This is a genomic window from Mesorhizobium calcicola, from assembly GCF_042682105.1.
Classification (GTDB): domain Bacteria; phylum Pseudomonadota; class Alphaproteobacteria; order Rhizobiales; family Rhizobiaceae; genus Mesorhizobium; species Mesorhizobium calcicola.
Genome location: NZ_JBHUGY010000018.1, coordinates 39141 through 53716 on the forward strand (window position 1 = coordinate 39141; position 14576 = coordinate 53716).

Consider the following 14576-nt stretch of genomic DNA (forward strand, 5'->3'; position numbering starts at 1 on the left):
CTGATGCGGTCAGGCTTCAACAGGAAGCCGCCAGCGAGAAAGCACTGCGGTCAGGTCCATGAAAGTCATCCAGATATCCGATCCGCATCTGATGACGCCGGGCGGTCTCCTGTACGGCTCCAATCCGCTCTCCAGATTGCAAGCCTGCTTGCCGATATCGGCAAAAACCATGCCGATGCCGAACTGGTGGTGATTTCCGGCGACCTGACCAATGACGGCGAACGGGCCGCCTATGCCGCACTCAAGGGGAGCCTGGCAAAGTTCGGTCCGCCTTGCCGGTTGATGCTCGGCAACCATGATGATCGGGCGCTGTTTCTCGAAATGTTTTCGGAGGCAGCCGCTGAGCGCGGCTTCGTCCAAAGCGTCTTCGATGGCTCTGAAGGCCGCGTGATCCTGCTCGACACGCTGGACAGCGGCCATGTCGAGGGCAGGCTGTGCGAGGCGCGCCTCGGCTGGCTCGATGAGCGGTTGCAAGAAGCCCGCGATCGGCCGGTCTTCCTCTTCATGCATCACCCGCCGTTCCGGATCCACATCCCCGAGCTCGACCGTGTCCGGCTCGCCGACGCCGATGCCTTGTATGAGGTTCTGCTGCGCCACGGCAATGTCCGCCACATCTTCGCCGGACACGTCCACCGGCTGATCGCAGGCAACTGGCGCGGCATTCCCGTCAGCACGCTGCGCAGCACCAATCATCAGAGCGCGCTCGATTTCTCGCAGAGCTGGAGCTTGGGGTACGAGCCGCCGGCCTATGCCGTGATCCTGATCGATGCGGATGGGGTGATCGTGCATTTTCACGATTTTCCGGTGCAGGCGGCTCCATAGCCTTAACCGTTGAGGGGCGTGGCGAAGCGATCGTCACGCCCGGTGGATAAGCTACCCAGATTCCGTGTGTCGGGCGGCACGCAGCTGTGCCAGTCTGTTTCCTGCGCAACCTGCTGCGCGGCCTCCGCTTTGGTGGGCTGTTTTGGTCACGCAGAGCCTTCGCAATGGGGCGTCAAAAAGCGACTGGTGTGGACATTAGTCTTGACAGAAATACAGATGTTCAATACCCGTCAAGCGATTGAACAGCCTGCACTATGGGAGGAACAAGCGGTATGGCTTCCAATGTTTCGTTGACGGGCCTTGCCCGCGATCTTGAGGAGCGCGCCAGGTCGGGCAAGCCTATCCGCGTCGGCCTGATCGGCTCCGGCGAGATGGGCACCGACATCGTCACCCGTGTCGCCCATATGTCCGGCATCGAGATCGGCGCCATTTCCGAACTCAACCTGCCCGCCGCCAGCAGGGCGGTGGATATCGCCTTCCAGGAACCCGGCCACGCGCGCGAAGTGTCGAATGCGTCGGCGATGACGGCTGCGATGGAGGCCGGCAAGATCGCGGTGACCGGCGATGCCAGCCTGGTCATCGACAATGATCTCATCGACGTCGTCATCGACGCCACCGGCGTTCCCGCCGTCGGCGCCGAGATCGGCCTGCGCGCCATGGAACACGGCAAGCATCTGGTGATGATGAATGTCGAGGCCGACGTCACCATCGGCGCCTATCTGAAAAGCGAGGCCGACCGGCTCGGCGTCACCTATTCGCTGGGCGCGGGCGACGAGCCGTCCTCCTGCATGGAGCTGATCGAATTCGTTTCGGCGATGGGTCATCCGATCGTCGCCGCCGGCAAGGGCAAGAACAATCCGCTCAACATCGATGCCACGCCCCCCGACTATGAGGAGGAGGCCAAGCGCCGGCATATGAATGTGCGCATGCTGGTCGAATTCGTCGACGGATCCAAGACCATGGTCGAGATGGCGGCGATCGCCAATGCCACCGGGCTGGTTCCCGACAAGCCCGGCATGCACGGCCCGGCGGCGACGCTCGGCGAACTGTCCAAGGTCCTGGTGCCGCAGAAGGATGGCGGCGTGCTGTCGAAGGTCGGTGTCGTCGACTACTCGATCGGCAAGGGTGTCGCGCCCGGCGTCTTCGTCGTCGCCGACATGTCGCATCCGCGCATTTCGGAGCGCATGGAAGATCTGAAGATGGGCAAGGGTCCGTATTTCACCTTCCACCGTCCCTATCACCTGACCTCGCTCGAGGTGCCGCTGACCTGCGCCCGCGTCGTGCTCTACGGCAAGGCGGACATGGTGCCTTTGGCCAAGCCGACGGCTGAAGTCTGCGCCGTGGCCAAGAAGGACATGAAGCCGGGCGAGAAGCTCGATGCGATCGGCGAATATTGCTACCGCGCCTGGATCATGACGGCGCCCGAGGCGCGCGCCGCCAAGGCCATTCCCTGCGGCCTGCTGCAAGGCGGTTCGGTGACCCAGCCGATCAAGAAAGGCGAGCTCATCACCTATGCGAATGCCGCGCCCGCGCCGGGCTCCAAGATCGCTGAACTGCGCGCCCGCCAGGACAAGCTCGTCTACGGGTCCGTGGGAGCCTGATCATGGCCGGAGCCAGCAAAGCCGTCGCCGACAGTCGTGCCAACCTGCCTTTCGTCTATCGCCAGTACAGCCCCGAGCAACTCAGAGAGGTGCTCTACAAGATGTATCTCATCCGCCGCTTCGAGGAGGGCGCGGAGGAGTGCTACACGCGCGGCCTCATCCACGGCACCATGCATTTGTCGATCGGCCAGGAAGCCAGCGCCATGGGCATCTGCATGCCGCTTGCTGAGGATGACCAGATCACCTCGACACATCGCGGCCATGGCCACTGCATCGCCAAGGGCGCCGAGGTCAAGCGCATGTTCGCCGAGTTCTTCGGCAAGACGTCAGGCTACTGCAAGGGCCGTGGCGGTTCGATGCACATCGCCGATGTCGGCAAGGGCAATCTCGGTGCCAATGGCATCGTCGGCGGCGGCATCCCGATCGCCGTTGGGGCGGCGCTGTCTTCGAAGATGATGAAGACTGGCAAGGTCGTGGTGTCCTTCTTCGGCGACGGCGCCAACAATGAAGGTGCCTTCCACGAGGCGCTGAACATGGCGGCAATCTGGAAGCTGCCGGTGATCTTCGTCTGCGAGAACAACGGCTACGGCATGTCGACATCGACGGCGCGCTCGACCGCCGTCAAGAACATTGCCGAGCGCGCCGCCGGCTATTCGATGCCGGGCGTCATCGTCAACGGCAACATCTTCTCGGAAGTCGCCGAGGCATCCTACAAGGCTGTCGAGCGAGCCCGCGCGGGCGAGGGGCCGACGCTGATCGAATCCAAGACCTATCGCCATCGCGGCCATTCCAAGAGCGACCGCAACCGCTATCGCACCAAGGAGGAGATCGAGGACTGGATGTCGAACCGCGATCCGATCACCCTGTTCGAAAGCGAGCTGCGCGAATTCGGCTTCATCGACGACAAGGGCATCGAGGCCATTCGCGGCGCGGTGGCGCAAGAGATCGCCGATGGCATCGAGTTCGCCAAGGCGAGCCCGTCGCCGGATGTCCGCGACAGCGGGAATTATGTCTATACGGAGCAGGCTTGATGGACGCGATGGTGCGTGAACTGAGCTACGCCCAGGCGATCCAGGAGGCCATGGCGATCGCAATGGACATGGACGAACGCGTCTTTCTCATGGGCGAGGATATCGGCGTCTATGGCGGCGCCTTCCAGGTCACCGGCGATCTGGTCGATCGTTTCGGCACCGAGCGGGTGATCGACACGCCGATTTCGGAACTGGGTGGCGCTGGCGTGGCGGTCGGTGCCGCCCTCACCGGCATGAGGCCGATCTTCGAGTTCCAGTTTTCGGATTTCGCCACGCTGGCCATGGAGCAGATCGTCAACCAGGCGGCCAAGATGCGCTTCATGCTGGGCGGCGAGGTTTCGGTTCCGATGGTGATGCGCTTTCCGGCCGGCTCCGGCACGGGGGCTGCGGCACAGCACAGCCAGAGCCTCGAGGCCTGGCTCGGTCATGTGCCGGGTCTCAAGGTCATCCAGCCGGCCACGCCCTACGATGCCAAGGGCATGCTGCTGGCGGCGGTCGCCGATCCCGATCCGGTGATGATCTTCGAGCACAAGCTGCTCTACAAGATGAAGGGCGCGGTGCCCGAAGGCTACTACACGGTGCCGATCGGCAAGGCCGACATCCGCCGCGAGGGCCGCGACCTGACCATCGTCGCAACCTCCATCATGGTGCACAAGGCGCTTGACGCCGCGGCGGCGCTGGAAGCCGAAGGCATCGACATCGAAGTCGTCGATCTCAGGACCATCCGACCGATGGACAAGCAGACCGTCATCGACAGCGTCAGGAAGACATCGCGGCTGATGTGCGTCTACGAAGCGGTCAAGACGCTGGGCATCGGCGCCGAGGTCAGCGCCATGATCGCCGAAAGCGAGGCGTTCGATTACCTCGACGCGCCGATCGTGCGGCTGGGCGGCGCCGAGACGCCGATCCCCTACAATCCGGAGCTGGAAAAGGCTGTTGTGCCGCAGGTGCCCGACATCATTGCGGCCGCGCGCGACCTCGTGAAAGGGGTCCGCTAGCCCATGCCGACCGAAGTCATTCTTCCCAAGGTCGACATGGACATGGCGACCGGACAGATCTCGCGCTGGTTCGCCGAGGAAGGCGCCAGGGTCAAGAAGGGCGATGTGCTGTTCGAGATCGAGACCGACAAGGCGGCGATGGAGATCGACGCGCCGGCCAGCGGCACCTTACGCGATGTCACCGGTAAGGAGGGGATCGACATCCCGGTCGGCGCGCCGGTTGCTTGGATCTATGCCGATGGCGAAGCCTATGGGGCTGGCGCGGAGCAGGACTGGGCACCAATCTCCCCCCTCGTGGGGGAGATGTCGACAAAGTCGACAGAGGGGGGCGCTGTCCCGCATCCGTCTCAGCCTGTCGCGCCCCCCTCTGCCCTGCCGGGCATCTCCCCCACAAGGGGGGAGATCGGCCAATCGCCTTCGGTTGCACGTGCGACACCACTCGCTCGCCGTCTGGCTCGGGAAGCGGACCTCAACCTTTCAGTCATTGCAGGCACCGGTCCGCATGGCCGGGTGGTGAAGGCCGACGTCGATGCGGCGATTGCCGGTGGCGGCGCCAAGCCGGCCGCCAAGGCAGCACCGGCAGGCGCACCGGCGGCACCGGCGGCTGCCGCCGCGCCGGTGAAGGCGATGTCGGACGAGCAGGTGCTGAAGCTGTTCGAACCGGGTTCCTACGAGCTCGTCCCGCATGACAACATGCGCAAGACCATCGCGCGCCGCCTGGTCGAGGCCAAGACCACCATCCCGCATTTCTACCTGACGCTGGATTGCGAGCTCGATGCGCTGCTGGCCTTGCGCGCGCAGATCAATGCGGCGGCGCCGATGAAGAAGACCGAAAAGGGTGACGTGCCTGCCTACAAGCTGTCGGTCAACGACATGGTCATCAAGGCGATGGCCATGGCGCTGAAGGCGGTGCCGGATGCCAATGCCTCATGGACCGAGAGCGCCATGGTCAAGCACAAGCATGCCGATGTCGGCGTCGCCGTGTCGATCCCCGGCGGCCTGATCACGCCGATCATCCGCAAGGCGGACGAAAAGACGCTGTCCACAATCTCCAACGAGATGAAGGACCTGGCCAGCCGGGCGCGCAGCCGCAAGCTGAAGCCGGAAGAGTATCAGGGCGGCACCACGGCGGTGTCGAACCTCGGCATGTTCGGCATCAAGGACTTTGCCGCCGTCATCAACCCGCCGCATGCGACGATCCTGGCGGTCGGCGCCGGCGAGGAGCTGGCGGTGGTCAAGAATGGCGAGATCAAAATCGCCACCGTGATGTCGGTGACGCTGTCGACCGATCATCGCGCCGTCGACGGGGCGCTGGGTGCCGAACTGCTGGTCGCCTTCAAACGCCTGATCGAGAACCCGATGGGCATGCTCGTCTAGGAAGGGAGAAGAAGGGAGAAGGCGCCGGGTGCCGATCTGGGCGCCTGGCGCAGCTGGCGACCCCGCGCGAATTCTATTATGAGCCGGCAAATGAAATGGCGGCTTCCCGTCATTTCGCAGGCATTTTGCTCATCCCGTCGACGGGGGGGCGGCATAGCGATGGATGCTCGGCGGCTTTGGGGAAAAGGGCCGCACCAGTCTCGCCGCACCAACGCCTCGGTGGTGCGGCCCCGTGCGTGACCATCCAGATCACCAACCTGTTAGCGGCTAAATTGCGCCAATCCAGTGCCTATGCTTGAAGCCGCCGCCATTTCATTCCACATCGATCAGGATGAAGGACGAGACACGAGAACGGCGCCGGAATTTGCTGTGGGGCTTGCCCGCATCGCTGATCCTGCACGCGCTCATCGCAGCGCTCGTGGTCTACAGCCTGCCGAAGCCTCCGCAACAGCCGCAGCAGGAGCAGGCGGTAAATGTCGCGCTCGTGCCTCCGCCCGATCAGCCAAAACCGAAACCCGCTCCTGCACCGCCCCCAAAAAATCCCAAAGCCGAAAAACCACCGGAACCGAAGGTTGAAAAACCGCCAGAGCAGGATGTCGAAAAGCCGCCGCCACCGGAAAAGCAGCCGCGCAAGCCCTCGCCAATCGAGGTTCTGAAGCCTGTTTTTCAGTTCGGCGACAAGGATACCGGCCCCAGGAAATCCCTGGATGGGGCCAGCGCTCAAGACAACTCGCCGTCGCCGGCCAAGGATGAGGATGCTAAGCCGCCCGTCGAGCCGAAGCCTCCAGAGAACCAACCTGCCGCGCCGGCGGACGCTGTGGAGCGGCCAGCCAAGGTCGGCGAGAAGCCGGGAACCGCAGCGAAGGACGCCGAGCCCGCACAGGATGCGGAGAAGCAGCAGGCAGACAGACAAGAGGCGGGGGCGCATGACGCCGACAAGCAACCAGCCGCGCCAGAAACGCCGTTGACCGCCGCCGGCGGCGATGGCGAGATCGAGCTTCCCACATCCGCCGAAGCACCGAAGCCCAAACCCGCAGATGCGCCGAATCCCGGCCCTGCAAAGGTCTCGAAGTCCCGAAGCGGGGGCACCGAGAGGCCAGGATCCACCGACGCCGCCGTTGCCGCATCGCGCAGCTATTCAGGCCTTCCGGGGGTTCGCAGGCTCTACTCGCAGGGCGCCACCGGCGATGCACTGGCCACGACCTCGATGACCGACGTGCCTCGCGGTCAGCGCGCTGCCACACTTTGCGCCAGCGCGTTGCAGCAGCAATTGCTGGACGCCTCCTATTTTCCCGACCTGATCCCAAGCGTTCGGCTAAAGGCGGGCAATGTCCTTGACGCCCCGGATGTCGCTTTCCGCGCGACGACAGGATGGTACCATCTGAGCTTCCGGTGCGAGGTCGACACCGATGCGACGAGGGTCTTGTCCTTCAACTTCCGTGTCGGGCCCACGATCCCGCCCAACGAATGGGCCCGCCTTGGACTACCTACCCGCTAATAGACCAGGCCGGCACACCGAGCTCGGACAATTGCCGGCTAATTTCATGCCAGTCGGCGCAGACGAAATCGGCACCAGCCGCCGTCAGCCGTGCGCCATGCTCGGCATAGGTGTGACCGCCGCCGGTGTAGCCGATCGCCATCATGCCGGCGGCAACCGCGCCTTCGATGCCGAAGGGCGAATCCTCGATGACGATGCAGTCCGCCGGATTGGCGCCCATCTTGTCCGCGGCGAACAGGAAGATGTCCGGTGCCGGTTTGCCGCGCTTGACCATCGACGAGCTGTAGATCGCATCGCTGAAAAACCGCGCCAGTCCAGTGACGGCCAGGCTGTGGTTTATGCGCTCGACGGAGGATGACGAGGCGACACAGCGACCGCCGGCAAGCGTCTCCAGAAACGCGGTGATGCCGGGTGTCGGCTTCAACTCCTGCGAAAACAGGGCCTTGGTCTCGGCCCAGATGTCGCCGTCGGCCGTCGCCGGAAACTGGTGGCCGGTCAATTCCTTGATCTTGGCGATGATGTCGGACTGCTTCATGCCGATGCACTGGGCGATGATGCCGGTGTCGACGCCGGGCATGCCGTGCTTGTCATAGACGCGCTCATAGGCCCGGGCAGCCAGGGGCTCGCTGTCGACAAGAACGCCGTCGCAATCGAAAATGATAGGCCTTGATCGCGCCACGCGCTTCTCCCCCGAGTCGATTTCGCACATCGCTATCGGCAAAAAATCAAATGTTCAATAGTGCGCATTGACACCGGCGTCCGGCCAAGGCTCGCCGAGCGGGCCCGGGTGCTCAGAGCTGGCGGATGGCGTCGGTCGCACGCGAGGATCCGAGCGCCCGTTGCATGGCTTGCCGGGACTGGGCGCGATCCGGCGTGATCCAGTTCGGTTCGGCGCCGAGGAAGCGGTCGAGGAAAGCCACCGCGTAGGCCGGCATCTCGGTCACATTCTCGCGATAGGACCACCAGGTGCGCAGGTCGTCGGCGCATTTGTCGATGCTTGGCGCGCTGCCGAATTCCTGCTCGTAGATCGCCGAAATCACCGAGACGCAGTAGTTGGTGTAGAGGAACCCTTCAGGCCAGAAGCGGATGATTTCCAGCGTGCCGGCATTCTTCTCCGTCTCAATGAGCTGGGTGAGGCCGGAGATTTCGCTCGCCGGCGCCTGCTTTATCAGTTCGCGCAAAACGAGGCCGGCGGCAAAGACGATGAAGTCGGCGCGGTCGACCGCGGCGAAGTCTTTCTGAGCCTCCATGATCTCGACCCAGTCGAGAAAGGCCCGGGTCAGCCTCGCCTCATCGATTTCGAAGCGCACGCCGAATGTGTCCGAGACCACCTTGGCGCTGCCGCGGAAGGTGGCGCGGAACCAGCGCAGCTGCCGCAACCGGTGGCGAAGGTCGGGCATTAGGGCCAGTTCGTCCCTAAAGGGCAGATCCATGTTGCTCGTATCCTGTTCGTGGTCAGGGTAGCACAACGGCGCCGCCACCGAAATCGGTTGACGCCCTGTGGATGACCGTGGCCGAGGTCAATATCATACATATTGACATTCGTGGAAACAAATGTTCTCACTTTGCTGTTGCCACGTGCCGGTCCAAGGTGCGGTTCAACACAGGCTTCGGGAGGAGAACCGAATGGCGATTTGGCAGTGGGGATTGCTTCTGCTGGTTATTGTGTGGGCGCTGCAGTCGCTCGGCGTCTGGCTACAGATGCGGCACTATTCGGATGTCTTCAGGGGCGTCACCGACCAGTACAAGGATGGCTTCGTCGGAGCCGGCAATTTTCGCGGTCGACTGGCCAAGGGCACCATCGCGCTTGTCGTGGTGACGCCTGACCTTGTCGTGCGCCGCCTGATGGTGATGAGCGGCCGTTCCGTCTTCACCAAGTTCAAAAGACATGAAGAATTCGAGGGCGTTCCCCTCGATCGAGTCCGGTCCAACCCTGCAATCATGGGGGAGGGGGAACCCGGTGTGGCCGAGGCCGTGAAGCGGGCGATCGAACAGATCGACAAAACACGGTCGGAGCCGGGGAAGAAGCCGGGTCTGTCCGGTCTGAACATAGCAAGGGCTTAGAGAGAGGACGCCGCGCACCGACTGGGATCAACCGGGCGGGCGGCATAAGGAGGAGAAATGTCTGTATTTTCGTTGTTGGCGCAGCATGCCGACATGGCCGTGCACAATCTGCATGTCGCGGGTACCATGGTTTCGGATGCTGCATTGCATGGCAAGCTCGTTGTCGAGCATGCCTCCGACCATCTCGTTGTCCTGGCGCAGGCGGACAGCGGACCGATCACCGTCGATCAGTTCAAGGAGAAGCTGAAAGAAGTCCAGCAGGAAGAGCAGCTCGGCTGGCTGACCGCTATCGGCAAGTACTTCATCGGTATCTTCCAGAAGGGCGGCGAGGTCTTCGCCGGCTTCGTCACCGGCATCATTCCGACGCTGGTGGTGCTGATGACGGCCTTCTACGCCGTCACCGAACTGGTCGGCGAAGAGCGCGTGCACGGCCTGGCCCGCGGCGCCGGCAGGATCGCGCTGACCCGCTATACGCTGCTGCCGCTGCTGGCGGTGTTCTTCCTCACCAATCCGATGGCCTATACGTTCGGATCGTTCCTGGAAGAAAAGCACAAGCCCGCCTTCTATGACGCGGCCGTCTCTTATGTTCACCCGCCGCTCGGCCTGTTCCCGCACATCAATCCCGGCGAATACTTCGTCTGGGGCGGCATTCTCGTCGCTCTGCTGGAGCTGGAAAAGAAGGGCGCCGTCGTCGCCGGCTACCACGTCAAGGTCGCGATCTGGTACGCCATCGTCGGCCTCGTCGTCATCCTGCTCAAGGGCATGCTGACCGAACGCATCACAGCCATCATGGCACGCCGCCAGGGCGTCGATCTGTAAGGGCGGGAGGACATCATGGCCAAGACATACAAAGCCGTAAAGATTTCCCGGGGCAACACCGGTTGGGGTGGGCCCCTGGTCATCGAGCCGACCGAGCAGCGCAGCAAGGTAGTTTCAGTGACCGGCGGTGGCATTCACCCGGTGGCGAAACTGATCGCCGATATGACCGGCGCCGAAGCCGTCGACGGCTTCAAGGCGCCGCCGATCGAAAGCGAGATGGCGGTGGTCGTCGTCGACTGCGGCGGCACCGCACGGTGCGGTGTCTATCCGCGCAAGCGCATCCCGACCGTCAATCTGACGCCGGTCGGCCAGGCTGGGCCGCTCGCCCAGTTCATCACCGAGGATATCTACGTTTCGGGCGTGAAGCCTGCCAACGTCACCATGGCGGACGGGTCCGAAGCGGTCACCACTGCGGGGGGAGCAGCATCGATGAGTTCAAACAACAACAATGCGGCCGCGGCGCCGGAACCGCTGCCAAGCGAAGGCGGTGTCATCGGCCTGATCAGCTCGATCGGCCGCGTCATGGGTCGCGTCGTCGGCATCTTCTTCAATGCCGGCCGTCGCACCATCGACCAGGTTGTCCGCAACGTGCTGCCGTTCATGGCCTTCGTGACCATGCTCATCGGTCTGATCCTGTACACCGGCATCGGCGACGTGCTGGCGCAGCCGATGGGTCCGCTGGCCAACAACATCGTCGGCCTGCTGATCATCTCTGCGATCTGCGGCCTGCCGTTCCTGTCGCCCATCCTCGGGCCAGGCGCGGTCATCGCGCAGGTCATCGGCGTCGCCATCATTGGCCCGCAGATCGCCAACGGCACGATTTCGCCGGCGATGGCACTGCCGGCGCTGTTTGCCTACAATACCCAGGTGGGCTGCGACTTCGTCCCCGTCGGTCTGGCACTCGGTGAGGCCAAGCCGAAGACGATCGAGATCGGTGTTCCGGCGGTGCTCATCAGCCGCCAGATCATGGGACCGGTGTCGGTGCTGATCGCCTGGATCGTCAGCCTGATCGTGTTCTGAAGCAATTCCAGGAAAATGAGGTTCGCCATATGACGGTTCTTCTGAGAACACGGGTCACTGCCATCGGGCCCGAAGTGGCGGACCTTGCCGAAGGGGGCGTGGTCATCCTGTTTGCGGATGGCTCGCCGCCGGAGCTCGCCGAGGTTTCCGTGCTCCACAAGACGGAGCACGGACCCAGCGACGGCGCGCCGCAAAAGGGCGCGTCGATCACCATCGGTCCGGTTTCAACGACCATAACCGCGGTCGGCTCCAGCGCCTGGAGCAAGGTGCTGGAAATGGGCCACGTCGTCATCTCGTTCAACGGTGCCGCCGAGGCCGAGAGGCCGGGCGAGATCTGCGCATCGCAAGTCGATGCGGAAGCGCTCGTGGCCGCCCTGAAGACCGGCGCGGTCATCACCATCGCCGCCTGACAGCATCCGTGCCGCGGCCTATGTTGGCAGTGGCGCCCAGAACCAGAGTATTCGCCATGGAACGCTCGACCATCGTCAGAGTGCACGAAGGTTTGCACGCCCGTCCCGCGACGCGGTTCGTCAAGCTCGCCAAGGGCTTCGAATCCGATGTCGAGCTGGTGAAGGACGGCAAGGCAGTCAGCGCCAAGAGCTCGGTCAAGCTGATGCTGCTGGCGGTCAAGGAAAACCAGGAAGTCACCGTGCGGGCAAATGGCGCCGACGCCATCGAGGCCATCGAAGCGCTGATAGGCTATCTCGAAAATCCCAAGGCGGGCCTCGATGACGAGGAGGATCACAAGCCACACGATACCGGACCAGAGATGGCACCGGTGTCCGACTCGGCGCCGACGGCATCTGGTGAGGCAGGTGGCTTGCGCGGCGTCGCCGCAAGCGAAGGTGTCGCCATCGGGCCGGCCTTCGCGCATTTCCCGCCTGATATCGCGGGACAAGGCCGCATGCTGCAGGCCGAGGAGATCGCCGGCGAGGTCGACAGGTTCCGCGCGGCCGTCGCCGCCGTCCAGGCGCGCATGGACCGGGCATTGGCGCAGGACGCTCTGTCGGCCGGCGACCGCGGCATCATCGCCGCACTCAGGGACATCGCAGCAGACGACAGCCTGACCGGCGAGGCCGAGGGCCTGATCAAGGGCGGCAACGATGCCATTTCAGCCGTCATCACCGCAGCCTCTACCATCGCCGCCGATTTCGGCGCGGTTGACGACCACTATCTCAATGCGCGGGCGGATGACGTCCATGCGGTCGGGCGGCAGATCTGTCTGGTGCTGCTCGGGCAAGACGACGTCAGCCTCGAAACCATCCCCGAGGGCGCCGTCCTGATCGCCGACGACATCGGCGCCTGGGATCTGGCGCGCGCGCCGCTGAAGCGCATCGGCGGTGTGGTGTGCGGCCATGGCGGCGCCACCTCGCACATCGCCATCATCGCCCGCTCGCATGGCATTCCGGCGGTCCTCGGTCTCGGCGACCAGGTCAATGCCTTGCGCAATGCGCGCGAGGTGGCGCTCGATGGCAACAGCGGCCGCGTGATCGTCGATCCCGATGCGGCGACCCGCGCCGACTTCGCCGGCCGTGTCGAAGCGGCGGCAAAGGAGCGCGCCGGGCTGACCGTCTTCAAGACGGTGACGCCTAAGCTCGCCAATGGCAAAGTTATCGAAGTCGCAGCCAATATCGGCTCGCTGGAGGAAATCGAGGCGGCGCAGGAGGCCGGTGCGATGGGCGTCGGCCTGTTCCGCACCGAGCTCCTGTTCATGCGCCATATGCATCTCCCCTCGGAGGACATGCAGGCCGAAACCTACGCCGCACTGGCCAAGGCCTTCGCGCCCTATCCGGTCATCGTGCGCACGCTCGACATCGGCGGCGACAAGCCGATCGCCGGCATCGAATTTCCCGACGAGGAAAACCCCTTCCTTGGCTGGCGCGGCATCCGCATGTGTCTCGACCGGCCCGACATCTTCAAGCGCCAGCTGCGCGCGCTGCTGCGGGCGGCCGTCCACGGCAACATCAAGGTGATGCTGCCGATGGTCTCCGACATCGGCGAGGTCAGGCAGACGCGGGTTCTGGTCGAGGAATGCGCGGCCGAGCTGAAAGCCGAAGGCGTGCCGCATGCGATGTTCGACCTCGGCGTGATGATCGAGACCCCGGCCGCCGTCCTGATCGCACCGGCGCTGGCCCAGGAGGTGGCGTTCTTCTCGATCGGCACCAACGACCTGACCCAGTACATCATGGCCGCCGACCGGCTCAACCCGACGGTGGCGAAGCTCAACGATGTCACCAATCCGGCCGTCATGTCGGCGATCGAAATGACGGCCAAAGCTGGCGTCGCCGCCGGCATCATGGTCGGCATGTGCGGCGAAGCGGCCGGCCGGCCCGATCTCATTGCGACGTTCGTGGAGATGGGGCTGACCGAGCTCTCGATGAGCCCGGCCTCGATCCAGCGCGCCAAGAAGACGATCATGTCCATGGCGGGGGAAGGCGCCGCCTAGCCGAATTCCGAACAGTTACGGCAAATGCGCAAGCAAGGTGGCGAAGACTGGTGTCAATTCATCGACCGGGCTTGCCTTGGCGCAGGCCTGCGCGATGCGGTCGTGGCGGATGTCGGCAGCCAGGATCGCGATCTCCAGCATGTCGGGCTCCGGCGCGCCGTCACGGCCGGTTGTCGCCAGGCCGCAGGCCAGAACCACCGGCGCCAGGCAGCTTATGTCGAGCGCGCGCTCCCCGGCCGTTTCCGGCGCGGCTTCGCCAAAGCGCACCGGACGCTGGCTGAGCAACTCGACCAGCAGCGCCGCGCAGGTGGCCGCGATTGCTTGCAGTCCGGTACCCGGCGCGACCAGGGCGGCCAGCAGATCGCCATGCCGCTTGCGCATCGTGGCATGGACGGCGGCAAAATCGGCTTCGTGGATGCGGGCATTGTCGATCTTCAGCCCGGCAAGCACCGCCTTGGTCAGATAATACATGTCGCGCCGGAACAGGCGCTCCGCGCTCAGCTGGCGATCCTCGCTTCCGGCCGGGAAATAGGTGCCGAGGCCTTTCACGGTCGTGCCGTCCACCTTTATCGGGCGCTCGTGCGGGATAAAGGATTCGGCGATCGACAGCGCTTCGTCGACGGCACTTGCGGCATGGCTGAGCAGGTCTTCGATGCCCTTGCCCGGAAACGGCGGCAGATGGCTGGTTGCTTCGCGCACGACACTGGTGTCGCCGCCGTCATGGCGGCTCTGGCGGATGATATCGCGGACTTCCCGCAACCGGTCCTTCAGGTTGACGCGGACATCTTCGGAGATTTGTCGGAGCATCGCCAATCGCCTCGAAATTGCTGCGGACGGCCGCCAGCAGGGGCCTAGCCGCCACCTCTACATTGTTCCTATCGATTGGTAGATCAATAGGCG

General features: G+C 64.0%; 14 protein-coding genes. 11 read left to right on the top strand and 3 right to left on the bottom strand.

What is annotated here, in order from left to right; genetic code table 11:
* Nucleotides 1-3 precede the first annotated feature (3 nt).
* From ACFSQT_RS10545 to ACFSQT_RS10570, 6 genes are all read left to right on the top strand, one after another.
* Nucleotides 4-822: a phosphodiesterase gene (locus ACFSQT_RS10545; RefSeq protein ID WP_379018257.1), complete on the top strand. Its 819-nt coding sequence runs from the start codon at nt 4-6 to the stop codon at nt 820-822.
* A 272-nt stretch (nt 823-1094) separates the two neighbouring features.
* Entirely contained in the window at nt 1095-2423 is a 1329-nt protein-coding gene (locus ACFSQT_RS10550; RefSeq protein ID WP_379018259.1) for an NAD(P)H-dependent oxidoreductase, read from the top strand.
* Between the two features lie 2 nt (nt 2424-2425).
* Nucleotides 2426-3454, top strand: coding sequence for a thiamine pyrophosphate-dependent dehydrogenase E1 component subunit alpha (locus ACFSQT_RS10555; protein ID WP_379018261.1), 1029 nt, complete (start codon nt 2426-2428; stop codon nt 3452-3454).
* Nucleotides 3454-4452, top strand: a complete 999-nt coding sequence (locus ACFSQT_RS10560; protein ID WP_379018263.1) for an alpha-ketoacid dehydrogenase subunit beta — start codon at nt 3454-3456, stop codon at nt 4450-4452. The genes ACFSQT_RS10555 and ACFSQT_RS10560 overlap by 1 nt, the downstream gene beginning before the upstream one ends.
* A 3-nt stretch (nt 4453-4455) precedes the next feature.
* Nucleotides 4456-5829, top strand: a complete 1374-nt coding sequence (locus ACFSQT_RS10565; RefSeq protein ID WP_379018265.1) for a pyruvate dehydrogenase complex dihydrolipoamide acetyltransferase — start codon at nt 4456-4458, stop codon at nt 5827-5829.
* A gap of 331 nt (nt 5830-6160) precedes the next feature.
* Nucleotides 6161-7327: a DUF930 domain-containing protein gene (locus tag ACFSQT_RS10570; protein WP_379018267.1), complete on the top strand. Its 1167-nt coding sequence runs from the start codon at nt 6161-6163 to the stop codon at nt 7325-7327.
* Here the strand turns inward: ACFSQT_RS10570 and ACFSQT_RS10575 are convergent.
* Both ACFSQT_RS10575 and ACFSQT_RS10580 read right to left on the bottom strand, forming a co-directional pair.
* Nucleotides 7317-8006 (bottom strand): HAD family hydrolase, encoded by a 690-nt coding sequence (locus ACFSQT_RS10575; RefSeq protein ID WP_379018269.1) that lies wholly within the window; start codon nt 8004-8006, stop codon nt 7317-7319. The genes ACFSQT_RS10570 and ACFSQT_RS10575 overlap by 11 nt on opposite strands.
* A 112-nt stretch (nt 8007-8118) precedes the next feature.
* On the bottom strand, nt 8119-8760 hold the full coding sequence (locus ACFSQT_RS10580) for a hypothetical protein (protein ID WP_379018271.1): 642 nt from the start codon (nt 8758-8760) through the stop codon (nt 8119-8121).
* Nucleotides 8761-8953: 193 nt separating this feature from the next.
* On the opposite strand from ACFSQT_RS10580, the gene ACFSQT_RS10585 reads away from it, so the two are divergent.
* From ACFSQT_RS10585 to ptsP, 5 genes are read left to right on the top strand one after another with little or no spacing between them, the layout of a single operon-like run.
* Nucleotides 8954-9391 carry a transcriptional regulator GutM gene (locus ACFSQT_RS10585; RefSeq protein WP_379018273.1) on the top strand — a complete coding sequence of 146 codons (438 nt, stop codon included), beginning with the start codon at nt 8954-8956 and terminating at the stop codon, nt 9389-9391.
* 57 nt (nt 9392-9448) lie between these two features.
* Complete coding sequence (gene srlA / locus ACFSQT_RS10590) at nt 9449-10210, top strand: PTS glucitol/sorbitol transporter subunit IIC (RefSeq protein ID WP_379018275.1); 762 nt, start codon at nt 9449-9451, stop codon at nt 10208-10210.
* A gap of 15 nt (nt 10211-10225) precedes the next feature.
* The gene (gene srlE / locus ACFSQT_RS10595; protein ID WP_379018277.1) at nt 10226-11230 is read left to right on the top strand and encodes a PTS glucitol/sorbitol transporter subunit IIB; all 1005 of its coding nucleotides are present in this window, start codon (nt 10226-10228) and stop codon (nt 11228-11230) included.
* Between the two features lie 29 nt (nt 11231-11259).
* On the top strand, nt 11260-11640 hold the full coding sequence (locus ACFSQT_RS10600; protein ID WP_379018279.1) for a PTS glucitol/sorbitol transporter subunit IIA: 381 nt from the start codon (nt 11260-11262) through the stop codon (nt 11638-11640).
* A 56-nt stretch (nt 11641-11696) separates the two neighbouring features.
* Nucleotides 11697-13676 (top strand): phosphoenolpyruvate--protein phosphotransferase, encoded by a 1980-nt coding sequence (ptsP, locus tag ACFSQT_RS10605; protein WP_379018281.1) that lies wholly within the window; start codon nt 11697-11699, stop codon nt 13674-13676.
* 15 nt (nt 13677-13691) lie between these two features.
* Here the strand turns inward: ptsP and ACFSQT_RS10610 are convergent, their stop codons facing one another.
* Nucleotides 13692-14483 carry a hypothetical protein gene (locus ACFSQT_RS10610; protein ID WP_379018283.1) on the bottom strand — a complete coding sequence of 264 codons (792 nt, stop codon included), beginning with the start codon at nt 14481-14483 and terminating at the stop codon, nt 13692-13694.
* Nucleotides 14484-14576 lie beyond the last annotated feature (93 nt).

Bases quoted from the DNA above. Each gene is read 5' to 3' on its own strand.
- srlA (WP_379018275.1), top strand. From the start codon at position 9,449: ATGTCTGTATTTTCGTTGTTGGCGCAGCATGCCGACATGGCCGTGCAC.
- ACFSQT_RS10565 (WP_379018265.1), top strand. From the start codon at position 4,456: ATGCCGACCGAAGTCATTCTTCCCAAGGTCGACATGGACATGGCGACC.
- ACFSQT_RS10610 (WP_379018283.1), bottom strand. From the start codon at position 14,483: ATGCTCCGACAAATCTCCGAAGATGTCCGCGTCAACCTGAAGGACCGG.
- ACFSQT_RS10580 (WP_379018271.1), bottom strand. From the start codon at position 8,760: ATGGATCTGCCCTTTAGGGACGAACTGGCCCTAATGCCCGACCTTCGC.
- ACFSQT_RS10585 (WP_379018273.1), top strand. From the start codon at position 8,954: ATGGCGATTTGGCAGTGGGGATTGCTTCTGCTGGTTATTGTGTGGGCG.
- ACFSQT_RS10550 (WP_379018259.1), top strand. From the start codon at position 1,095: ATGGCTTCCAATGTTTCGTTGACGGGCCTTGCCCGCGATCTTGAGGAG.
- ACFSQT_RS10545 (WP_379018257.1), top strand. From the start codon at position 4: ATGCGGTCAGGCTTCAACAGGAAGCCGCCAGCGAGAAAGCACTGCGGT.
- srlE (WP_379018277.1), top strand. From the start codon at position 10,226: ATGGCCAAGACATACAAAGCCGTAAAGATTTCCCGGGGCAACACCGGT.
- ACFSQT_RS10570 (WP_379018267.1), top strand. From the start codon at position 6,161: ATGAAGGACGAGACACGAGAACGGCGCCGGAATTTGCTGTGGGGCTTG.
- ACFSQT_RS10560 (WP_379018263.1), top strand. From the start codon at position 3,454: ATGGACGCGATGGTGCGTGAACTGAGCTACGCCCAGGCGATCCAGGAG.
- ptsP (WP_379018281.1), top strand. From the start codon at position 11,697: ATGGAACGCTCGACCATCGTCAGAGTGCACGAAGGTTTGCACGCCCGT.
- ACFSQT_RS10600 (WP_379018279.1), top strand. From the start codon at position 11,260: ATGACGGTTCTTCTGAGAACACGGGTCACTGCCATCGGGCCCGAAGTG.
- ACFSQT_RS10555 (WP_379018261.1), top strand. From the start codon at position 2,426: ATGGCCGGAGCCAGCAAAGCCGTCGCCGACAGTCGTGCCAACCTGCCT.